Source organism: Deltaproteobacteria bacterium (assembly GCA_018668695.1).
Taxonomy (GTDB): Bacteria; Myxococcota; XYA12-FULL-58-9; order XYA12-FULL-58-9; family JABJBS01; genus JABJBS01.
This window is the reverse complement of record JABJBS010000192.1, coordinates 16589-38772: the sequence shown is the minus strand read 5'-3', so window position 1 is coordinate 38772 and position 22184 is coordinate 16589. Positions and strand designations below refer to the sequence as shown.

The 22184-nt window shown below is 49.7% G+C and carries 23 protein-coding genes; 8 read left to right on the top strand and 15 right to left on the bottom strand.

The features are described from left to right. From HOK28_10205 to HOK28_10180, 6 genes are all read right to left on the bottom strand, one after another. Window positions 1-305, bottom strand: a 305-nt coding sequence (locus HOK28_10205) for a hypothetical protein (protein ID MBT6433454.1), incomplete at its 3' end; no start/stop codon positions are given. A 41-nt stretch (window positions 306-346) separates the two neighbouring features. Further along, a complete protein-coding gene (locus HOK28_10200) occupies window positions 347-733 on the bottom strand; it encodes a MaoC family dehydratase (protein MBT6433453.1) in 387 nt (128 codons plus the stop codon). Between the two features lie 35 nt (window positions 734-768). Next, window positions 769-1224, bottom strand: a complete 456-nt coding sequence (locus HOK28_10195; GenBank protein ID MBT6433452.1) for a dehydratase — start codon at window positions 1222-1224, stop codon at window positions 769-771. A 13-nt stretch (window positions 1225-1237) separates the two neighbouring features. Further along, a complete protein-coding gene (locus HOK28_10190; GenBank protein MBT6433451.1) occupies window positions 1238-2020 on the bottom strand; it encodes an SDR family oxidoreductase in 783 nt (260 codons plus the stop codon). An 11-nt stretch (window positions 2021-2031) separates the two neighbouring features. Further along, the gene (locus HOK28_10185) at window positions 2032-3228 is read right to left on the bottom strand and encodes an acyl-CoA dehydrogenase (protein ID MBT6433450.1); all 1197 of its coding nucleotides are present in this window, start codon (window positions 3226-3228) and stop codon (window positions 2032-2034) included. 2 nt (window positions 3229-3230) lie between these two features. Further along, window positions 3231-4367 carry an acyl-CoA/acyl-ACP dehydrogenase gene (locus HOK28_10180; GenBank protein MBT6433449.1) on the bottom strand — a complete coding sequence of 379 codons (1137 nt, stop codon included), beginning with the start codon at window positions 4365-4367 and terminating at the stop codon, window positions 3231-3233. A gap of 334 nt (window positions 4368-4701) precedes the next feature. Here HOK28_10180 and HOK28_10175 point away from each other — a divergent pair, with 334 nt between their 5' ends. The 3 genes from HOK28_10175 to HOK28_10165 all read left to right on the top strand — a co-directional run bounded on the left by HOK28_10175 (window position 4702) and on the right by HOK28_10165 (window position 6993). Next, a complete protein-coding gene (locus HOK28_10175; GenBank protein ID MBT6433448.1) occupies window positions 4702-4980 on the top strand; it encodes a hypothetical protein in 279 nt (92 codons plus the stop codon). Window positions 4981-5133: 153 nt separating this feature from the next. After that, entirely contained in the window at window positions 5134-6117 is a 984-nt protein-coding gene (phnD, locus tag HOK28_10170) for a phosphate/phosphite/phosphonate ABC transporter substrate-binding protein (protein ID MBT6433447.1), read from the top strand. Between the two features lie 3 nt (window positions 6118-6120). Continuing rightward, window positions 6121-6993 (top strand): hypothetical protein, encoded by an 873-nt coding sequence (locus tag HOK28_10165; GenBank protein MBT6433446.1) that lies wholly within the window; start codon window positions 6121-6123, stop codon window positions 6991-6993. A gap of 12 nt (window positions 6994-7005) precedes the next feature. Here HOK28_10165 and HOK28_10160 read toward each other — a convergent pair whose 3' ends face one another. Together HOK28_10160 and HOK28_10155 are read right to left on the bottom strand one after the other, a co-directional pair. Beyond that, window positions 7006-8415, bottom strand: a complete 1410-nt coding sequence (locus HOK28_10160) for a hypothetical protein (GenBank protein ID MBT6433445.1) — start codon at window positions 8413-8415, stop codon at window positions 7006-7008. Window positions 8416-8522: 107 nt separating this feature from the next. Further along, window positions 8523-8897, bottom strand: a complete 375-nt coding sequence (locus HOK28_10155) for a YccF domain-containing protein (protein MBT6433444.1) — start codon at window positions 8895-8897, stop codon at window positions 8523-8525. A 117-nt stretch (window positions 8898-9014) separates the two neighbouring features. Between HOK28_10155 and purF the strand changes: the two genes are divergently transcribed. After that, entirely contained in the window at window positions 9015-10466 is a 1452-nt protein-coding gene (purF, locus tag HOK28_10150) for an amidophosphoribosyltransferase (GenBank protein MBT6433443.1), read from the top strand. A gap of 1 nt (window position 10467) precedes the next feature. Here purF and HOK28_10145 read toward each other — a convergent pair whose 3' ends face one another. Further along, entirely contained in the window at window positions 10468-10917 is a 450-nt protein-coding gene (locus HOK28_10145) for a chemotaxis protein CheX (protein MBT6433442.1), read from the bottom strand. Window positions 10918-11055: 138 nt separating this feature from the next. On the opposite strand from HOK28_10145, the gene HOK28_10140 reads away from it, so the two are divergent. Beyond that, window positions 11056-11505 (top strand): DUF1566 domain-containing protein, encoded by a 450-nt coding sequence (locus HOK28_10140; protein MBT6433441.1) that lies wholly within the window; start codon window positions 11056-11058, stop codon window positions 11503-11505. Window positions 11506-11522: 17 nt separating this feature from the next. Here the strand turns inward: HOK28_10140 and HOK28_10135 are convergent, their stop codons facing one another. After that, the gene (locus tag HOK28_10135; protein MBT6433440.1) at window positions 11523-12650 is read right to left on the bottom strand and encodes a HEAT repeat domain-containing protein; all 1128 of its coding nucleotides are present in this window, start codon (window positions 12648-12650) and stop codon (window positions 11523-11525) included. Between the two features lie 21 nt (window positions 12651-12671). Next, entirely contained in the window at window positions 12672-13430 is a 759-nt protein-coding gene (locus tag HOK28_10130; protein ID MBT6433439.1) for an enoyl-CoA hydratase/isomerase family protein, read from the bottom strand. A gap of 111 nt (window positions 13431-13541) precedes the next feature. Between HOK28_10130 and HOK28_10125 the strand changes: the two genes are divergently transcribed. The 3 genes from HOK28_10125 (at window position 13542) to HOK28_10115 (ending at window position 16241) form a co-directional block, all read left to right on the top strand. Beyond that, window positions 13542-14612, top strand: coding sequence for a hypothetical protein (locus HOK28_10125; GenBank protein ID MBT6433438.1), 1071 nt, complete (start codon window positions 13542-13544; stop codon window positions 14610-14612). A gap of 74 nt (window positions 14613-14686) precedes the next feature. After that, window positions 14687-15352 (top strand): nitroreductase, encoded by a 666-nt coding sequence (locus tag HOK28_10120; GenBank protein ID MBT6433437.1) that lies wholly within the window; start codon window positions 14687-14689, stop codon window positions 15350-15352. A gap of 34 nt (window positions 15353-15386) precedes the next feature. Next, window positions 15387-16241, top strand: coding sequence for a hypothetical protein (locus HOK28_10115; protein ID MBT6433436.1), 855 nt, complete (start codon window positions 15387-15389; stop codon window positions 16239-16241). Between the two features lie 47 nt (window positions 16242-16288). Here the strand turns inward: HOK28_10115 and HOK28_10110 are convergent, their stop codons facing one another. The 4 genes from HOK28_10110 to HOK28_10095 form a co-directional block, all read right to left on the bottom strand. Next, a complete protein-coding gene (locus HOK28_10110) occupies window positions 16289-17269 on the bottom strand; it encodes an alpha/beta hydrolase (protein ID MBT6433435.1) in 981 nt (326 codons plus the stop codon). Window positions 17270-17275: 6 nt separating this feature from the next. Then, on the bottom strand, window positions 17276-18307 hold the full coding sequence (locus HOK28_10105; protein MBT6433434.1) for a 2-oxoacid:ferredoxin oxidoreductase subunit beta: 1032 nt from the start codon (window positions 18305-18307) through the stop codon (window positions 17276-17278). Window positions 18308-18324: 17 nt separating this feature from the next. After that, window positions 18325-20274 carry a 2-oxoacid:acceptor oxidoreductase subunit alpha gene (locus tag HOK28_10100; protein ID MBT6433433.1) on the bottom strand — a complete coding sequence of 650 codons (1950 nt, stop codon included), beginning with the start codon at window positions 20272-20274 and terminating at the stop codon, window positions 18325-18327. Between the two features lie 203 nt (window positions 20275-20477). Beyond that, the gene (locus HOK28_10095) at window positions 20478-22139 is read right to left on the bottom strand and encodes a SulP family inorganic anion transporter (GenBank protein MBT6433432.1); all 1662 of its coding nucleotides are present in this window, start codon (window positions 22137-22139) and stop codon (window positions 20478-20480) included. Between the last annotated feature and the right edge of the window lie 45 nt (window positions 22140-22184).

The window sequence follows — 22184 nt, the reverse complement described above, 5'->3', positions numbered from 1 at the left end:
TGATGTAGTTTTAGTCGAGACCAGATTGCAGACTGAGTAAATGGAAATACAGGTATCGTCGACGGTGCTGGAACAAACTCGTGTTCTATTTTACGGATATCTTCAATGGTCAGATTTGCCGATTTATCCTCATAAATATCGAGAAATTTTCGAGCCAGCATAAGTTCAGACTTCGAATCACTGGTCCAAATGAGGGGAGAATAGGTTTCGAAACGCTCCGGGGGGATATCATCGCATCCAACAAGCGAACCTAGTACAACAACTACAAAGAGGATACTTGGTAGATAATTGAGCGAGCGAGACATGCGTGATTTGTATCATATTTTGGGATGAATACGAAGTTGGGTTAATTCGGCACCACAAACGTCATCCATACCTGAAGGGCAACGCTGCCGTCTTCTTTGGTGGAGACAATCTCTAAATCGACTTTTCTTTCATCATCTTCTTCATATTTTTTGATGATTTTCCCAGCACAGGTCAGCGTTTCGTCCGGCCAAACCTGCTGCTTCCAGCGCGCTCGCGTGAGTCTTACGTTCTCGGCTCCCAGCCACAAAGTTCCCCAAGCGTTCATATGGCCTACTGGCAGCATTCCCACCGTTAGAGGCGCCGGATAACCCGCTGCTTTCGCAAAGGGCTCGTCATGGTGAATGGGATTCATATCCCCAGATGCACCTTGGTATCTCACAATGTCGGTTCGTGTGATGGGTCCAATTTGCACATCTGGTGCACCCATACCTTCTTCAAGTTCATTCCAGGCAGCAGCCATGTTTATGCTCCTTCTTCTGGTGGCTTTGCGGTTTCAACACCCGTAAGCCGCGCTTCAGCAACCAGCTTACCCTCGGAATCCCGAAATTCTGTAACCATAATTGCGAAGGTGAGTGTGCCGCCGCGGCGTCCTTCTTTTTCGTAAATTTTCTCAATACGAGATTGGCAGTGCAGCCGGGTGCCCGCCTTTGGAGGAGGACCGAAGAATTTATATTCTTGTTCCGCGTGCATGCCGCGTTTCTGGCTCATGTTGACCTTGTCCCAGGGATTACTCCCGGCGACTAAGTCTTCCCAGAAAAATTGAGTGGTCAAAAAAGTAGGCGGCGAGGACGGCGTGTCACCCGTGAAGTATTCTGTGTTATCTGAACCGGTGGCTCTGGCAAACTCGTGGATTTTCCCGCGCTCAATGTCCATGACAAAGGGCGTACCTTCGGCGCCTTGGGCTGCTTTATCTACCATGGTGGCGTCTCCTTTAAGGGTGCTGACTGCTGACAGAAAGAACTTCGCCAGTCATATAGGAAGAATAGTCGCTTGCTAAAAACACCATCACGTTGGCCACTTCCCAGGGCTCAGCGGCTCGCCCAAAAGCTTCCTTGGCCGTAAGTTCGGCAAGTAGCTCGTCGGTGGTTACTTTGCTTAGGTAGGGATGCATGGCAAGGCTTGGCGAAACCGCGTTGATACGAACACCGGCTTCGGCTGCTTCGAGAGCGGAGCAGCGGGTAAGTGCCATCACTCCAGCCTTTGCTGCGGCATAATGGGCCTGACCCTTTTGAGCACGCCAACCAATCACTGAAGCATTGTTAATGATTGCTCCGGTTCCCCGAGGCATCATGTGCTTAAGTGCCGCCCGTGTAGCGCGAAAAGTGCCATTGAGGGTGACGTCTAAAACCATGGTCCACTGCTCATCGGTCATATCAACCACATTTGCGGTGCCACCGAGGCCAGCATTGTTCATGAGCACATCGATATGGCCGACGGCATCGATGGTGTTTGAGAAGAGTGATTGGATATCGTCTTCTTGGGTGACATTACATAAAAAAGCGTGAGGCTTTTTCCCGCATACATCTTCGAGTCTTTCGGCGGCTTCGCCCAGGCGTCGTTCGTGAATATCGCTGATAATAATTTCCGCGCCTTCTTCAGCGCATCGCTTCGCGACAGCAAAGCCAATACCGGTTCCGGCAGCGGCGGTAATTAAAACGTTTTTGCCGGCGAGTAGGTTCTTACCTTCTGGATAGGCTGGAATTGTTTTCGACATGATTCTCTCAATCAAGTTTTAGTTGAAACTTTGGGTTCTCGCGGAAGTCCAAGGGCACGCTCTCCGATAATATTACGCTGAATCTGGTTCGACCCTGCATAGATAGTATCTGCCCGACTGAATAAAAAGAGGCGTTGGAGTTTATGAAGGTCGTAGCCCTCTGTCTCAGGCCTCACCAAACTCTCTTGGCCAAGAATTTCCATGGCCACCTCGCCCATTTTTCGGTGCAGATTGGACCAATAGAGTTTGTTGATCATAGCCTCGCGTCCGAGCTCATTTGTTTCTGAATGGCTAAGGGTTCGCAAAGAGTTCAGGCGCATGATGTTGAGTTCTACTTTAAGTGCAGCAAGCTTTTGGCGAATCAGTGGGTCTTTGGACGCGCCGGTTTCTTTGGCTGCTTCGAGGATAATATCCATCTCACTGTTGAAAGCTAATTGCTGACCTAAAGTGGATGCGCCTCGTTCAAAGGCGAGGGTACCCATGGCAACTTTCCAGCCTGCGTTGATTCCGCCCACGACGTTTTCTTTGGGCGTTCGCGCATCGGTGAAGAATACTTCACTGAACTCAGAGTTTCCCGTCATCTGACGAATGGGTCGATACTCCACGCCTTCTTGGTTCATGGGAACCAGGATGTAGGAGATGCCTTTGTGTTTGGGAGCATCAGTGTCGGTTCGGCAAAGCACAAAGCACCACTGAGCCACATGAGCATGACTGGTCCAAATTTTTTGACCGTTGATAACCCATTCATCGCCGTCGAGAACGGCCTGAGTTTGAACATTGGCGAGGTCAGAACCTGCATTGGGCTCAGAGTAGCCCTGGCACCAAAGTTCACTGGCATCCACGATGCCCGGCAAGAACCGCTTTTTTTGTTCTTCGTTACCAAAGTGAATCAGCGTAGGACCCAAGAGCTCTGTGCCGATATGCCCTAGGCGGCCTGGAGCCTTGGAGCGGGCATATTCTTCGTTGAAGATAACCTCTTGGTTGAGAGTAGCGCTTTTACCGCCGTGCTCTTTAGGCCAGGCAACACAGGCCCAGCCAGCTTCGCCCAGGCGTTTTTCCCAGGCACGCCGTTCAGCAATAAGCTCATCCTCGTCTCCCGGGCCGCCGCGGCCTTTGAGCTGGGCGAATTCACCCAGGAGGTTGTCTTCAAGCCAGGTGCGAACTTCTTCGCGAAATGCTTCGTCTTCTTTTGAGAATTGGAGATCCATGCTTATAGCTCCAACATCTGAGCGATGCGCTCGCGGTGCGTTTCAGGCGTACCCAATAGCACTTTCGAACTTTGCGCTCGCTTGAAATAAAGGTGAGCTTCGTGTTCCCAAGTAAAGCCAATACCGCCATGAATCTGAATGCTCTCGGCAGCGCAGCTGTAGAGTGCATCGGAGCAGTAGCTTTGTGCTTGGCTGGCGGCGTCTGCAAGAGCTTCAGATTGTGTAGCACTCCAAGCCGCGTACCAGGCAGCCGACCGAGCCGACTCAACCAAGACGAGCATATCGGCGCACTTGTGTTTGATGGCCTGAAAGGAGCCAATAGGACGATTGAATTGCGTTCGAATCTTCGCGTAATCCACTGCCGTCTGCAGGCAGCGTTCTGCACACCCAACTTGTTCGAGGCTTAAAGCCACGCCCGCAAGGTCTAAAATCCGCTGGACAATAGACCAATCAAGATCTTGACCGCCAAGCTGTGCTGAAAGGGCGAGAGGAGTGTTGTCTAAAGTAATATTGGCTTGTTTACGGGTTTGGTCGAGATTCTTGATGGCGCAAATCGAAAGGCCTTGAGACGCGGGATCCATCACAAAGAGGCTGATACCTTTTTCACCCGTCGAACCCTCCGCCCGAGCGGCTATAATGATGAGGTGCGCGGTGTGTCCATCGAGTACGTAATGCTTCGTTCCATTGATGACGAAGCCTTCATCGGTGCGTGTGTAGGTTGCTTGGATATCATCGGCGCACCATGTACCACCGGCCTCCGTGAAGGCGAGGGTGGCACGGCTTGTTCCTGCAGCTATTTCTGGAAGCCATTTCGCTTTTTGCTCTTCAGTCCCTGCTTCCAAAATAGAATTTGCGCCCATGCAGATGCTGGAGAAAAATGGCGAGCAGAGCATGTGGCGACCCATCGCTTCCAGAAGGGGAATCAGATCGGTGTAACCGAGCCCATAACCGCCATAAGCTTCGGGAATGGTAAGCGCAGTCCAGCCAAGCTCTGAGGCCATAGTATCCCAAACTGCTTCATCAAAGCCTTGCTCAGTTTCCATCACTTGCAAAGCTGCTTCACAGCCCGCTTTTTCTTGTAAGAAGCGTTTGGCACTCTCAGCAAGCGCCTCTTGTTCATCGTTCAGTGCGAACTTCATAATCAGTCCCCTCCTAGGCGACCGTCCCAGTCTCTTTTAGAACACGTTCCAATCTAGACCTCTGGTAAGAAGCTTTCCAGGGTCTTGGGCCCACCTATTCGTCATTCTTTGTAAGTGTCCGGTTTATATCGTGTTTTTTTATCGCCTGGAGAAGCTTTAGAAATACACACGTGTGATGGCCATGTTTTACGGCAATGTACTTTGGCGTCTTAAAAAGCGATCAATTCTTGCCTAAAACCGCCACAGGTATCTTTGCTCCAATGCATCTTTGTGGCATTTGCCCGCCAATCTTGAGGCTGCTTACACAGAGCTTTGGATGGAGAGAATAGCCGTCATGAAGACAATAAAACTCGACTGTCAGGTGGTCCTGACCGAAGGTGATTTTTGGGATCTATACCTAGCCGCAACTCAGCCCCTGGGAGCAGGTGTGTTTGGCCGTTCGGTAAAGGCTCTGCATGCTGCGCTGGAACAAGGCGAGGCGGGGTGGCCGGGCGAGTGTGAACTCAAGGTTGTGAATACCAAACGCCTGAAGACACTGAGGGGCGGCTTGTTTTACGAGCAGCTCAGTCAAGTAGCTGGATCTACTCAGAGAGTCAGGCTGAATCTAGAGTAGTTTCAGGCTCCTTTAAAACCCTCAATTCCTTATGTATTTTAGAGACTTTCGACGCTTTAGGGCCGAGTGAAGGTCTCTATGGGCTTCCATAAGCTCCTTCTCGCTTGCCATTTGGTTTTAGGGTACGATTTTCAGCGGGAAGGGAGCCTCTTGATGCTTCGCGCTGCAATACTGGTAACAATCTGTAGTTGGTCCATCGCAATGGGCGGCTGTACCTTTGAAAGCGCCCATGCTGAGAGCGGGATTTCTACGCCGTTGGGAGAACGGGTCTGGCAAACCAGCGATCCTGTTCCGCTTACCATCGATCCTCAGCGAGCCATTGTGAATATCGGAGTGGGTCCGTGGCTCACGCGTGCGACCCAGTCAAAAGACTTTGAACCTATTTTGAATTGGCTCGAAGAATCGACCGGCTTTGATTGTGTGCTGAATATTTCTCCGAATTACGACAGCCTAAAGTCTGACCTTTTGGCGGGTCATATTGATGTAGCGATTTTGTCGGCTGCCGCTTACGCCGATATTCTCAATGAGCCAAATGCGAATACCACCTACATCGCCACCGTGGTGGCCGGCGAAGATAGCAGCCGGGATAGTTTTTACCGTGGCTACATCTTCACACATGCGGATAACCAAGACGCAACACTTGAGTCACTTAAAGGTCAGCCGTTTGCTTTTGTTGATAAAGGTTCATCAAGTGGGTTTCAGTATCCGATGGCGATGTTTTTAGAGGCCGGTATTAAGCCAAACAAAGATTTTAAATCCGTCTTTTACCTCGGCAGTCACGACAGAGTGGTGTCAGCAGTGGCGAACGGTCAAGTTTACGCCGGTGCAGTGTGGGATGCTACGTTACTCAAAGCTAAAGAAAATGGCGGGAAGTTTAAGGTCATCACTGAAACTGGACGAATTCCAAGAGAAGCGTGGGTAGCCGCGTCTGCTGTGAAAAAAGAAGTGGCAGCTGCGGTCCGCGCTGCATTGATAGGGGCCACACTTGAGACTGAAACCAAAGCAGGTCAACCTGCGCTCGGTGGAGGATATCTCTATTCTGGCTTTAAGATTGAAGGCCCAGATTTTTATAAGGGTGTCGGTCTAATCAGAGACGTTTTGAAGCAGTACAATCATTCATTGGTTAAGGGAGAATGATGCATGCAAAGTGAAGGACAAAATCAAGCGACGCGTCCTCTTCAGGTTGTGGTGACCTTTGTTGCCATGGTGATGAGTCTTGCGTTGATGGTCATGGGTGTGCAGCTTTACACTTCTCTGGATGATAAAAACCGAGAAGCACTTCAGCATGCCTCGACTGCCTTTTCACATGTTCAGCAGCAAACCTACTCCTATTCGCGAATGATGGCAGATAACGCCGTTGTTCAGCGCGGTGCTTGGTTTAACAATACGGGCATGGTCCTTGATTACGGAACATCTGTATTAAAAGAATTAAAGGTCGATGAGATAACTGTCCAAAACCGCGACGGCGTTATTTTAGCTCAAGCGCATGCACCGGATAAATTTAATATTGCTGGCGGTGATAGTCCCGCGTTTCAATATGCTGCTCAGGGTAAGACCGTGTCTAGAGTGGAGCGAGGTGAGTCTGGTTTTGTTATTCAGACAACGTCGCCGATTTACCATGAGACTGAAAAGGCTCGCTTCGTTGGAGCGGTGACCGTTGGTTATACTCTAAACGACGGGATGGCTGGTCTCTTACGTGATTTAAGTGGTGTGGATGTTTTGATTGTTAAAGGCGACAAGGTGGTATCAGCCTCGCTGGCCGATGTAGCCAACACGAAGCTTGAAGCGCTTCCTTCCACTCAGAAGGTTGCTGGTGTAAGCCGAGATGTGTGGTCCACACCGATTCAAACTGAAGGTCTAAGAGATTTGTATTTGGCTGTTGCCTTAGACAACACGAAAATTAAGCTGGTTTTCTTTTGGATTATGCTTTTTATCCCCGTGCTGATTGTACTCTTGGTTCAGCGTTCAGGCGGAGCGCCAATGGACGCTCACAGCCTTTCTCGCAGACGCTAATCATTCTTCTTATTAGCTGATTGAGCGAATGTAGATTTCGTAAACATCCTCAGCACGAACTTCTGGGTTGTTCTGACGATGTGGACGACTCACCCAGTTTTTCTTCTGAGTTAAATCGCCAACTGGATGTGGACGCCACGCGAAATCAGGGTTTACCTTTTTATCGCTGCCCTCAAGCCAGCCGCTAGCATTCACAGAACCATCTTTGTCGTAATCAACCCAGAATTGATAACTTCGAGCCTGGCCTTCAAAACCAGTTCCTTTGACCTCGGCACGGTAATACGTGACGCCATCGCTATCCGGTACTTCGCTTACGTCAACACCATTAGGTGCGTCGGTTGAGGCGTAAACTTTGCCCTGGTCATAGGGGTAGTTCCAAACAGCTTCTTCACGATCGATGTCCAAAACAAATGGGATTGGGTTTGAGTTTTCGCTTCCCCATCCTTTGAGTACTTTTTCCAGGAAATCGTGGGGCTTCGGGTCGCGGACGTCATCGCTTTCACTGTTGTAGCGATTGCCTTCGAAATCGAAGCGGCTGGCAAGGCTGCTGCTAACTTTTACCAGGAGTCCCTCGATATCTCGCGGCGTAAACGTTTGTCCTTTGTACGTTACTGATTTCTTCGGCTCGTCGAGCATGGCTGCAACTTCTGCTGAGTAGTTGCAGTGCCCGGCCCAGCTGGCATCTTTTGCTTCTGAGTCATGGGGACGGAAGTTGTTGTCCAATTCGTGTTGGCGACTCTTCGTGCCAAATGCTTTGTCGTATTTGTCGAGTGATCCGTTGGGCGCAAAGAGGTTATTTGTAGTGTCGCCGCCATTTGCTTTGGTTTCTTTCATTGGGAACCAGTGGCAGTGCCAAGTTGGCTTTGCGCTTTTCCATTCTGCTACAAGCCCGGTAACGCGCCCTGTTTGAATGAATTCGCTGGCGACTTTTTTCGCATCACCCTCAAACTTTGCATCGAGTGTGCTCAGCATGTGCGTTAGGTCTTTGTTGCCTTGAGTGCCTTTGAACAATCCAAAAAACCAGTTGCCTTCGTCGTTGATGGTCTTCGCAGTTTTGATCATTTGAAGGGCTTCGGCTTGGTCAATCACTCCTGGAGAGCGAGCACCAGCGGCAGTGAAGCTTTGAAATTGGTCAACGAGCCGGTTGTCGGTTGCTTTGCCAGTTTTCACAAACTCATCGACCATGCTCTTGGCGAGTGGATCAAATTTGGCGCCATTGGCTGAGAGGAGTTTGCCGAGGTCTTTTTCACCTTTGTCAGATTTCCAGAGTCCGAAGAACCATGAGTTTTCGGAATTGATAGCATTCGCATCGCTGAGAAGGCTCTTTGCTTCTTGAAGATCAACTACACCCGGGGTGTTGTCAGTGTCTGAAGTGAACTGGGTCAGGGCTGTTGTTAGGCGTGCATCAATTGCGTTGGACATAATGTTTCTCCGATGTTGTGCAGTCATTATCGGGAGGCATTTGCCGTTGGTGCTTATTTTTTTCAGTTAAGAGCCGAAATTTCGGTGAATCAAGTAATTACAGGTGGTTAGGGTTCTTTAAGGCCCATTCCAAAGGGAAAAAGAGCGACCATGATGAGTTTTAGGTGCTGCAGCGCAAAGGGAATACCGATGATGGTCACCGCGCAAACCGCGGCGGAGGCCAGATGGGCAAGGGCAATCTCCCAGCCAAAGAGCAAGATCCAGAGAATGTTGAAAATCAGATAAAGGGGGCCCGACTCTTTTTCTATCGGGACAACGTCTTTACCAAATGGCGCCAGGACAGCCGCAGCTTGCCTAAATGACTGCATCCCGAAAGGAATGCCCACAATCGTTAGACAAAGTAAGATGCCGCCCAAGAAGTAGCCGAGGGACGAGAGCAGGCCGCCAAAAATCCACCAAAGAATATTACCTATGAGACTCATAGAACCTACAATAATCAGGTGAAACACTGCGTCAAGGCGATCTCGTACGGAATCTCTTGTCCAATGCATGTAATTGGTACCTTTGACAGTCTGGGTCCTTTTGATAACAGGTGCATCATGTGTGGCTTTGTAGGAATGGTTTCCCCCACGGGGGTTGGCTCAGAAATTCATTTGGCGTTGCAGGCGATTCAGCATCGTGGGCAGGACTCCGCTGGTGCTGCGACAATGGAGGCGGACGGTAGTCGGTTCCATGTACGTCGTGGCCTAGGCACGGTGGTTCAGGCTCTTGACGAGTCTGCTGTACAGGCGCTCGATGGACCCATTGGTGTTGGACACGTGCGTTACCCGACCATCGGTAAAGGCAAGCTAGAAGACGCTCAGCCGTTTTTCTATAGGCAGCCTGGAGTGCTGATGGCTCATAACGGCAACGTTACGAACTACAATGAACTTCAAGATTCACTGATGGAGCGCTCCATTCACTTGTTGAGCCACTGTGATGTGGAACCAGCACTTTGTGAATTTGCGGATGCTTTGATGCAAAGACGACGCTCCGGTCACACCATGGAAGATGCTCTCGTGGCACTTCGCTCGGTACTCGATAAAGTACGAGGCTCGTTCTCGATTGTGGCTACTTTGATGCTCGATAATCAGCCAACACTTGTTGTTTTGCGCGACCCTTATGGAATTCGTCCTGCAGTCATTGGCCGACGCGCCGATGGTGCCTGGCTTGCGAGCAGTGAATCTGTGGCTTTGGATGTTTTGAGCTTTGATGTTTACTCAGAGCCATGTGCCGGCGAGGCTATCTTTCTACGGGCCGGTCAAGAGCCTGTTCGAAAAGTGTTACACGCGGTTGAGTCTACACCTTGTGTATTCGAGCATATCTATTTCGCAAGACCTGATTCAGTCATGGACGGCAAGAGCGTCTATGAGCAGCGCTTAGGCTACGGCCGGGCACTGGGCGAGCGCATTCGTAAAAAGGGTGTGGCAGGGGACGTTGTTGTTCCTGTTCCGGATACTTCCAGGCCAGCAGCTGCATCGATGGCTGAAGAACTCAAATTACCTCTTCGTGAAGGAATCATTAAAAACCGTTACAGCGGTCGTACCTTCATTATGCCTGACCAAAATACGCGTAATGCGGCGCTTCTCTTGAAGCTCAATCCCTTGCCGGGTGAACTCAAGGATCGGCATGTACTCCTTGTGGACGACTCGATTGTTCGCGGCAGTACCCTAAGGCGCGTTATTCAGATGATTCGTAAAGCAGGTGCATTGAGCGTTCATTTGGCGATTCATTCTCCGCCGGTGAAGCACCCGTGTTTTTACGGCATCGATATGTCGACACAGGATGAATTGTTCGCGAGTCAGTTCAGCGGCAGTTTGGAAGAAGTTGAAATTGCAGCAGCGAAGGAGCTGGGCGCTGATTCTCTAACGTATTTACCGGTGGAAGAGATCGATAAGGTCTTCGGTGGATCGCGTTGCGCGGCCTGCTTCGATGGCTGCTATCCACAGCCTCTTAGTGACAAAGATAAAGATGGCATCATCGGGGATCGATTGAGCGTTCAGAAGCCTTGAATTAGGTGCTTCGCACTAAAAGCGTCACAAAAAACGGCATCTCTTCGCAGACGAAGTCTACTCGGCAATCTACAGATGCTCCTGGAAATCTAACCGAATAGTTCGATCCATGGGTTACCACTGGCAATCCCAGCTGGCAGCTGCCCTCGAGCATTGATTTGAAGCTTCCCGCGGTAATATTGGCTAATTCACCCATTGCATCTTCAATGTGCTCAAGCGTTACTTCGCTGGGCTCAATCGCAAACATACGGGACGAACAAAGGCTGGCAAAACGGTTGGGTACGGTAAGCGAGACCACACCTTGCCAATGACCGGTGATTTGAACACTTGAGGTCGTAAAACTTGAGTCTACAGAGCTAGTTGGCTCTGAACAGGGGTTAGCATAGAGTTCCAAAACGGCTTCGAAGAGGTTTGCTGTAACCAATTCTAATTTGTCTCTGGTAGATTCCATGACGTTCTTTCGAAAGAATTACCAAAAAAGTATCATATTTTCGGCCCATCTCCAGAAATTTCTATTTTACGCTCTGCATTCTTGCACTTGAGGCGACCTAAACAATTCCCTATCCTTTGACTAGGGAGGTGTATACCTATGAAAAATTCGAATTGGCTTCTGGCGATAGCTCTCCTAATCTCTATGGTTGGCTTTGACGCAATGGCAGTAGAAAAACCGGGCGCTTATAAAATCTCGGGGTCTGAGGGTAAAGAAATCGTGTCTGATGAAGGCAGCAAGCTCGACTGGCAAAAAACTTTCGAGAAGGCGCTTAACTGGACTCAGGCAACCGACCACTGCGGCAGTTTGGGCCTGGGTGGTAACAAAGACTGGCGATTGCCAACACGTAAAGAGTTGATGACCATCGTGAAGTATCGCTTGAATAACCCAGCATCTGATTTTCCAGAGATGCCCGCGGTTTATTTCTGGTCGGCCTCAACATCATCCGAGAGCGAAGGCTTTGCGTGGGGTATCAACTTCCGAAATGGTAGCTTGAACAATTACGACAAAGCTTCTACGCAGTATACCCGGTGTGTGCGCAGTCACTGATTGTCTTAGGTGTTGAGTTAGCGACGCATCCTAACAAGTTGCCTCGCTGCAAATGCCTGAACGTAGGCCAGAGGGTGACTTTGTGCCCAACGGTTGAGCAAGGTCACCGCTGCCTCATTGTTCATCAAGCCTAGCGATGAGACCAGTGTACGAGCGATTTCTTCGTTCGCATTCTGAGAAATTCTATCAAAATCCGAAATTGCTTCATGGTGCTTTAGTTTACCGAGCCCAACCGCAGCACTGCGAATCACGTATTCGTCTTGATGGTTGAGCATCAGTATTAAAAGAGCAGCATCAACATCGATGGGTTGGCGAGCTATCTGACCGGCGGCAATACCATGCAGTCGAGGATCCATGGGCGTCTTGAGTAGTTCATGAGCGATTGGCCGCCACACCGGTGAGGGCGCTTTAAACATGAGAATGAGTGCACCGTGACGTGAACGGAAGTCGTGACCGGTATTCTTACTGAGTTCAAAGAGTGCATGTGCATCTTCTTGAGTGATCGTTGGCTTGGCATCGAGGCTTGCGATCAAAAGGTCCCGGATAACTTCAAAGCTCATCAAGGGGTGCAGTCGCCGATTTTTAAGCTGTTCGAAACAGACTCTGAAAATACCTGCTGTCCTTTCCAGCGGATCGTCGAGTTTTTCAAACGGTAAAATTTTCTTGATATAATCGCTTAGTAAATCAATGGATACATCATCGATTTCAACGGTCTCTGCCTGGGTTTGTTCTGTAAACCAAGCGGGAGCGTTTTCGGGCGGTGGAAGCTCGGCCGGACGCGGAACATTGGCTGCTACAAAATGGGCAGTGCGGTTGATTGAGAGCAAAATGGTTCTGCCCGCGGGGTAGGCCAGTTGCTTTTTCCCAAGCTGCATAACCTTAAGCTGGGTCGGCTTCAGGCTGCCTGCAATGACTCGTAAGATTTCAACCTTAAAGGCAAGCGTTGACTGCGGAACATGGTTCGCCAGCGCCATGGGCTGCGTGGCCTGAATGACCTTTGCCACCACCAGCGCCTCGGTATGCGCGGCGCGCTCAAGTGCGGAGCGAGGCCGTTCAAAGCCCGTTCCTAACTCTGCATGGGAATAAGAGACAGAGGGCAGTAGCAGTATAAAAAATACTAGCCCGAATGAAAAACGACTTGTCATAGAGGCCGTCCGTTTTAGGGCTTACTTACCGGATAGTTTCGCTGCGAGACCCTTGATGCATTTCTGGCCATCTTCAGAAAACCACGAATCGAGAAAGGGTTCCATATATTGTGCATCGGCCGATTTTACACGTTCAACCAAGCCTTCGCTGTAGAAACGGCTGGTTTCACTGGATCCGTGCCCAGGCTTTTTAGCAATACGCGTTGCGTAGTCAACAGCTCCCGCACGAGCATCTTCTACACAGTCGGCTGCATAACCAATTCGAAGAGCTTCTTCACCATTAAAGAGATGGCCAAGCATACCAACACGCAGTGCGTGCGCTTCACTGGTACGAGCCGCTAAAAGAACTTGAGGTCCAGCAGGAACGCATACACCTAAGTCGACTTCGCTTAAGCCAAGTTTGAGCTTACCGCTTTTAACGATTCGTAAGTCTGTCGCCAGTGAAAGAATGAATCCGCCAGCAATCGTGTGGCCATTGATAGCTGCTACTGTAGAGCAGGGCATGAGCATAATTTTGTATATGGCATCTAAAAATGTACCAAAGAACGCTCGGATTTCCTCACGGTCCCAATCTGCGATGACAGGCAGGGCGAAGCCTCCTGAGAAAATAGAACCTTCACCACCATCAATCACCAGACAGCGCGGGGCATCTTTAGCGATTCGCTCCAATTCGCTGTTAAGCGTTTCTAGGAGCGACGGCGTAATGGGGTTACCGGAACCGCTGTTCAGGATGAGTCGGCCAACGCCGTGATCGAGTTCTTCGTACAGTATTTCAGACATGTTTACTCCTCGTGATGCACCTGCTCTACTACGCTCAGGGAACGATGTAAAATCGCAACTGGCTGTATGAGGGGATATTACCTCATAACGAGAGCAGACTAGGGGAATGGCGTGTATAAGGCAGTACTATTGTTCGTATTCTCCGTGTTTTTGGGCTGTAATGAGGCGCCGGAAGCTCAAGAGTACGAATCGCCAATCTATGTTTTCACGCCTATTGAGGCACAAGCTGAATTTGATGTTTCGACCCACCGACTTTGTTCGGACTCAGCCGATCCTGATGCGGCCGTGGATCCAGTCTTTATTCCATGTGAAGTCGAAACCTGGGTGAATCCAGAGGTCACAACGACTGGCCGCGATGAGCCAATTATTCTGACGTACAATATCGAGCGAGGTTATAATCTGACTGAGCAGATAGACTTATTGCTTGCGGACACGCTGGTTCCAACGCCCGATATCATCTTGATGAGTGAGGCGGACCGGGGCTGTGCGCGAACGGGCTATCGCCATACGGCGCGCGAATATGCTCAGCGGCTGGGTATGCATATGGTTTATGCAACTGAATTCGTCGAGGTATCAGGTGACGTTAATGGAGCTCCCTCTACCTACCAAGCATGCGAGCACGGAAACGCCGTGTTGTCGCGGTACCCATTGGGCAATGCCGGTGCATTTCGTCATGAAGACAATGTGAGTTGGTACACGCCAGTTGAGCAAAGAGGTGAGGGAGGATTTGGAACTCGCCTCGGCGGCCGAGTGACTGTTTTTGCGGATGCCAAAGTTAACGATAACTATCTACATCTCTACTCCTTGCATTTCTCGTCCGATTTTGGATCAGCCGATGTACGGGAGTCGCAGGCAACAGAAATTGTAGAACACGCCCGTGAATATACGCACCCCGTTGTGATCGGTGGGGATACGAATGCGTTTTTCTATGCCGCTGATGTTGAAGCCGGCGTGCAAACGGATGATGTGATAGGTTCGTTTCTGACAAATGGTTACACCGATGCCCACAGCTCGTTGGACTATGAAATTCGCTATACATGCGATGGAGAATTAAACTCCCAGCCCATTATTGATTTGATTCTCGGTAAAGGGATTTCTTTCACGAATTCAGTGGTTTGCCACGCTGACGATTGTAAGGGACTGAGCGACCACTACCCTGTGTGGAGTACTGTCGTTTGGTAATCTCTTTTTAAGACGACCACAGTCCAGAGAGTTGCTCTGTTCCATCCCTGGTAGCCCCAGGTTATAGAGCAGTCATGCATGATTTAGATAAAAGCATTCGGGAACGGCGTTCGATACGCGGCTTTATACCGACGAAGACAGTTCCTGAATCAACTCTCTTAGAAGTATTGGGCTTGGCTCAGCAAGCACCATCAAACTGCAACGTTCAACCGTGGAAAGTTTTTGTTGCAAAAGGCGATACTCGCGACCGCTTAAGCCAAGAGATGTGTGCTGAGCTGGATGCGGGTAACTTTGGCAACCCTGAAGACCCCATCGATGTTTTCTCCGGTGATTACAAAAAACGACAGATCGAATGCGCAGCAGAGTTGTATGGTCACATGGGCGTTAAGCGGGACGACCACGCAGGGAGGTTTCACGGGCTCAGAAGAAATTTCGAATTCTTTGATGCCCCACAGATAGCTATTGTTTGTATGGAGGAACACTTCGGCATCGGCGTAGCCTTGGATGTTGGAATGTATGTCCAGACGATGATGCTAGCTTTGCACTCCCGGGGGATAGGGAGTTGTGCGCAAGCGAGTATGCGTCACTATCCGGACATCGTTCGACGCGAACTGGGAATTCGAAAAGACTTACGAATTCTATGTGGTGTCGCATTTGGATACGAAGATCATGAAGTGCCAGCCAACCGTACCGTTCAATCACGCAATGATATTGCGAATAACGTCGTTTTTTTAGATTGAAACAGTTTCGTTAAAAACAGAAGGAAGAATGGGTATGTTAAATCAATTTAACAGGTGGATAGGTTTGTCTTGTGTAGGGCTTATATTGTGCTCAGGTTTATTGTGGGGGTGCGGTGGGACTGAAACTACACCGAGCGAGGATGTCGAAGGAGCATCAGAAGTAGGAGATGACTCGGCTGACAACTCAACGGGTGAGAATACAGAACAAGAAGGGTCGGCAGAGGACTCCGGTGAAGCCGAGGGTGACACAGATACAAGTGATCTGGACGATAACCAAGATGGCTCTGACGGCAGTGCGGAGGATACTTCGAGCTGTAACGATTCTCTTGTCATGACGTTTGACTTAAGTGGTAGCCGTTTTCGAGTAGACCCTAAGTCTGGTCTTGCGCAAACAGCGGAAGAAGAGATTGGTCCTGGCCGGGCCGTGCTACGCTTTGATGCAATCAACGGTGCAGCTCAGCTGGGGTCAGTAACACTTCTAGAGTACTCCAATACGGTAGAGTTCAGTGTAAGTGATGTTGATACTGCGATGGAAACATCTGCAGGCCCTGAAGCATGTGGTGCTGCCGTGGGTTCCCTGAGCGGGACAAGCCTTATCTGGTCATCGGTTCTAAAGGATTACACCAGCGAGGGAACAGTAACTTGTAATGCCGGTTCGTTGATTTGCGGCATCATTGGTATGGAAGAGGGTGTGGCCGAAGAGCGCAATTCGGTTCAGGATTTGGATTTGGGCAACTTTGTGTTTGATGCAAATCTAGAGAGTTTTGAAATGGATTGGGTTCAAGTGACCGATGATGATGATGCAACGACGTTCTTAAAGTTATCAGGTTTATTGAGTACAAGTACTTCAGAACAACCGGTCTGTGAGGTTACACCGAATTGTCCCTAGTTTGAATTGAGTGAATTGAGTCCCGGTGAGTGCCAACTCATCGGGACTTACTCTGAATCTTTAAGAGCCTGCTCAATCGTATGAATAAGCCGAAATGGATATTCAATGTTGGGCATGTGACCACATTTTTTAATTTCCACAGCGTGAACTCTGGCAAATTTCTTAGCAGCACGTCGCAGGAGACGAGCTGGAACCAAGAGGTCTTTGTCTCCCCAAACGAGATAGGTTGGAACCATGATCTCGCCCAGTAGCTTAGCGAAGTCCTTTTCTAGGATGTCATCACGAAGACCAGCAATGATTTTTGCTATTCCGTAAACATCGTTGTCATCGAATGTTTCTTCGCAAGTTTTATAAAATCCTTCTGTGAATCTATTCTCAACGCCAAAAACTTGGCCGAGAAGTCCTTTCCATACGCGCGGTAGAATCACCGAAAGGATTTGGTCTCGAAGAATAATTTGGCCGCCAACTCGAAATGGCAGTGGCATCGGTTGGACGCCAGCAGGATTGACGAGTACAGCGCTCTTGATTCGGTCAGGGTGTTCAATGGCAAGCGAGGTGGTAATCATGCCGCCCAACGAGTGTCCTACAATCGTCGCTTTTTCTATTTCGAGATAATCCATCCAGCGGATGATGTGCTCACGGAAATTGTCTACAGAGAAGCCATTACTGAGTTCGGCCGATTCACCGCAACCAGGCAGGTCAATTCCCAATACGCGAAACCTGCGGCTGAAGTGAGGTGCTATGTGAACCCAGTGGGTGAGGTTTGCGGCCAACCCATGAATGAAAATGACAGGTTCCCCTTCACCAGCATCAAAAAATGCGGTTTTGGTATCTCCCATGTGCGCGAAGTATTGGGGAAGCTTAAATGCGCGGTCCCTTCCGGGGCCCATCACATTTTCTTCTGGCATAGGGTGAATACCTTCGTGAAGGCATTGCACGGTATTGGAGGTGGAAGGATTCTTCGGAGCCCACAGCTTTTTAGCGAGGTCTCTGGCTGAATCAACGGTCGAGGTTATGGTGCGGTACATCTACCTCTATTTTACCTCCCAGGTGTCCCCTGAATGCAAGAGGTCATGGATAGTTTTATCCGGTGAGGCCTTTTTTGCGTCGATGACTTGCTGCGTAATGGCATCATCGTAGGTTGGTCGTTCTACTTTCCGTAAAATACCCATTGCGACTGGAAAATCAGGAGGATCCATGCGAGCTAAGCGAAATGCGAGCGTTGGATCAGGGTCTGAGGGATTGTGAACAATAATATCATCTTCGGACACGCCATTTTCGCCGATCGTGGCAACGGCAGGTTTCCCATCCTGAAAAATGAGACCTTTATTACGCTCTTTACCGAAAATCATCGGCTTGCCTTCTTCTAAAATAAGCTGCGCATCGCGCTTTACATCACCTTTGGTGAGATTAACGAAGGCACCGTCGTTAAAGACGTTACAGTTTTGGTAGATTTCGATGAAGCTGGTTCCCTTATGCTCATACGCTTGCTGAAGAATATTTTGCATGAGCTTCGCATCGGTATCGGTGACGCGAGCAACGAAGGTAGCCTCTGCTCCTAAAACGACACTGAGCGGGCGTAAAGGACTATCAATAGATCCCATCGGCGTGGAACTCGTTACTTTCCCAACTTCGGACGTGGGTGAGTATTGGCCTTTGGTTAATCCGTAAATGCGGTTGTTGAAGAGCAGGATGTTCAAGTCAACGTTTCGCCGCATGGCATGCAAGAGGTGATTACCACCAATGGAGAACCCATCTCCATCTCCTGTAACAACCCAGACGCTAAGATCTGGCCGGTAAGATTTCAAACCGGTTGCAAAGGCAGGTGCGCGACCATGAATACTGTGGAAGCCATATGTGTTCATGTAATAGGGAAATCGGCTGGAACAACCGATGCCACTGATAAACGCGAACTCTTCTTTGGCACGACCTAGAGTAGGTAGAAATTTCTGGATGTTGGCCAGAATGGAGTAATCTCCACAGCCTGGGCACCATCGCACATCGATTCCTGCATCAAAGTCTTTTTTCTTCAGCTTGACAGGTTCTGGAGCATTGATTGCTGTCATGAGTTTACTTCCTTTGATCAGTGAACAGGTTTCTCGGCCTGAGCCAATGGGCCTTCGATAATATTTTCCAGTGTCTTTAGCAGGAATGGACTGGTACTTTTTCCACCCATGATTTCTGTGGCCTTACCAACAATTTCGGATTCCTTGAAAGGTTGTCCTTGAACTTTGGTTATCTTCTTAATGTCCACAAGCGTTTCCGCTCGAAGAATCATTGCCAGCTGGCCAAGGTTCATTTCCGCTACAACAACTTGGTCAAAACGAGAAAAGACTTCTTTAAGATCTGGCGGCAGTGGATTGAGGTAACGCAGGTGAATACAGGAAACCTTACGACCTTGAGCTCTTAAGTTGGCCGCTGCCCCCAGAATGACTCCGTAGGTTGAACCCCAGCCGACAATAAGAAGCTCGCCTGAATCTCCGCCTTCAATTGCTGTTGCAGGAATCTCTTCAGTCACGCGTTTTACTTTTTCGTCACGCATACGAATCATCATCTCGTGGTTATGTGGGTCGTAAGAGACACCACCGGTGAGGTGAGCCTTCTCTAGACCACCGAGGCGATGTTCCATTTTGGGAGTACCGGGCGTAACCCATGGGCGTGCGAGAGTTTCGGGGTTTCGGCTGTATGGTTGAAAAGTCTCCGGGTCGGTCCAGCTGAAGGTCTCGATTGGAATGAGTTTATCAGGGTCGGGTAGTTTCCATGGCTCTGTCCCATTGGCGATGTAACCATCGCTAAGCAAAAGAACTGGAGTCATATATTTCAGTGCAATCCGGGCAGCTTCGTACGCCGTTTCGAATGCGTCAGCAGGTGAGGCGCAAGCGAGCACCGGCATCGGAGCTTCACCGTTACGTCCGTAGAGGCCTTGAAGAAGGTCTGATTGTTCAGTTTTAGTGGGTAATCCGGTTGAAGGACCGCCGCGCTGTACGTTGATGGCAACCAAGGGTAGCTCAGTCATAACAGCAAGCCCGATGGCTTCGGCTTTCAGTGCTAGCCCAGGCCCGCTTGTGGTTGTAATGGCCAATGCACCGCCAAATGATGCACCCACTGCCGCGCAGACTGCAGCAATTTCATCTTCGGCTTGAAAGGTTTTAACGCCGTAGGCTTTGTAGCGAGCAAGTTCGTGAAGAATCGTGCTGGCTGGCGTAATTGGGTAGGATCCTAGAAAGAGGTCTCGATTGGCTTTCATAGAAGCTGCCACGAAGCCCATCGCGAGGGAGCTGTTACCGTTTATATTTCGATAAACACCCTCGGTAATCGGCGCTTTCTTTACTTCGAATCGACCATCGAAAATTTCTGCCGTCTCACCGTAGTAATAGCCAGCCTTGAGAACCTTGGTGTTGGCTTCAACCAGCTCGGGCTTTTTGCCAAACTTTTTACCGATCCATTCAACGGTGGAGTCAAAGCTTCGGTTGTAAAGCCAAAGGGTCACACCGAGCGCAAAGAAGTTTTTGCAACGGTCCATGATTTTAGTCGTTAGCCCAGTGTCCTCTAGGGCTTTCGTTGTCATGCCCGTGATATCGATACTGTGGAGCTTGTAAGCTTTTAGGCTTTCGTCTTCGATTGGGTTCGCTGAGTAGCCCGCTTTTTCGAGGTTTCGTTTTGTGAATTGAGCACTGTTGAGAATCAGTGTGCCGCCATCTTTGAGATCTTTCAGGTTGGCAGCGAGGGCGGCCGGGTTCATTGCAACCAATACATCGGGTGCGTCTCCGGCTGTGTGTATCGCATGGCTCGAGAAACTGATTTGGAAAGCGCTGACGCCTGCGAGAGTACCGGCCGGAGCGCGAATTTCTGCAGGGTAATCCGGAAAGGTCCGAAGGTCGTTACCAGATAGTGCAGTCTCTTGGGTAAAACGATTACCCGTAAGCTGCATGCCATCTCCGGAATCACCGGCAAAGCGAATGTTAACGCGGTCTACTTCTTGGACCGGCGTCGTTTCGGAGGAGCTGCCAACTTCTACTTCTACATCGCTCATATTTTACACCATTAGGGCAGGCTGCGGATGGCCTACGACGTGTGTGCATTGGATATTTGAGCCCGAAATGAAGCTCTTCATCCTTAAGCATTCAAATCTGCTTGTCGTCTTGAAACGCAGGTTTAGTCAATAAGATACAAGGAAAAACATTGTAAAAGTAGTGACTATTGGCCGGACTTTGTCTCTAGTTGGTAAAAATCGGTTTATTTCTGAAAATCGAGCGCATTTTGGTGTTTTTCAAGAGTCCAATTGCCGCCTTCAGTTAGAAACTCGGGTCGTGAATCCGGGTAGAGGGCCTGAACCTCCTCGATTTGTTTTCGACCGGAGGGGCTTAGCCCAGATAGAATTAATGTTCCATCTTGAGCTTGAAGCTGGTTAGAAAATTCAAGAATACAAGTTGCGATTGAGAAATCAATCTGACTTTTGTCTTCGATGTGAATAACCACGCATCGCGTGACCTCAGGTGTGAGAACTTGTTTGAGGATTTTTCGAAGTTTCGTCTCGGCGCCAAAAAACAATTTGCCATCCAAACCAACGACACGAAACACCATATCCGTGAGTCCTGGAGAATCAGAAAGGGGCGTCGCTTGGAGCTCGGTGCCGCGGATAGAGTACTGGAAGGCTCGGAGTTTTCGGTAACCCATGATGTTCATCAGAATGCTAAGGGCAATGCCGGTGTAAATCGCAAGATCGAGCGTGAGGGTGCATGTGGCAACGAGGGTAATCAGAAAGCTGACTTTATCAGCAAGGGCCGACCGGAGGGTGGCGCGAATCCGCGGAAGGTCGATTAAGTCCCATGCGACAATCATGAGCAAGCCTGCTAACGCAGCCAACGGCGTTTGGTTAATAAGCTCTCCGAAGCCCGCGAGCACTGCCAGCATCATGGTCCCAGAGAGAACACCGGCCATTCGAGTTTGTGCACCTGCTACCTGATTCAATTTAGAGCGCGATGGACTTCCACTGATGGGATAACCGCCGCAGAAAGCAGCCGTGATATTAGCAAGCCCTTGACCACTGAACTCCACATTGTTGTCGATAGGTTGTTTGCTTTCAAAAGCGAGCGTTCGGGCCACTGAGCTAGACTCAACAAGTGATAGCATCGTCAGTGCGAAAGCAATGGGGAGCAATGATGGAACAAGGCTTAGATCCGGTTGGGTAAACTGGGGAAACCCACTGGGTATTGGGGAAATGTTTTGAATAATACTCAGTCCGCCTTCGCTTAATCCAAAAATGCTTGAGCACAAGGTCGCAAGCACGATGGCGATAACGGGGCTTGGCAGGGTTTGGCGAAACTTCTTGAGGGCTGCGATAAAGAGGGTCGTTGTGAGCCCAATGCTGACGCTAAGCCAGGACACGGAATCAAGCTGGGCAAACCAGCCGCTGAGCATTTGATAGATATTTCCATGGGCAGCGGAGGTACCGGTTAAATTAGGAAGTTGTCCGACGGCGATTAGGACACCAGCTCCTGTGATATATCCCAGTACAACTGAGCTAGAAATAAGGCCGATCAATGCTCCCACACGAAACCAACCGGCGAGAATCTGGAAGAGCCCGACCATAAGAGCGGTCGTAAGCGCTATTTCAGCCGGGTCGGCACTTAGATTGAGAGCTAAAGTCCCAGCAAAAAGAAGACTAAGGGCATTGGTCGGCCCCGTGATGACGTGACGCGAGCTGCGCATCAATGAGCCGACAATCGTGGGAACGGTGGCCGCATAGAGGCCCATGACCGGCGGGATTCCGGCAATTAAAGCATAAGCAATGCCCTGAGGGATGGCCATGAAGAGAACTGAGCTCGCCGCTAAAAAGTCTGCCCGGGCATGTTTCGACGGGTACGGCTTCAAATCTATAAATGGAAGAAATCTCATCGCCTGCTTTTTGTGATGAAGAGCCCGAATTACTCTGAGTAAACA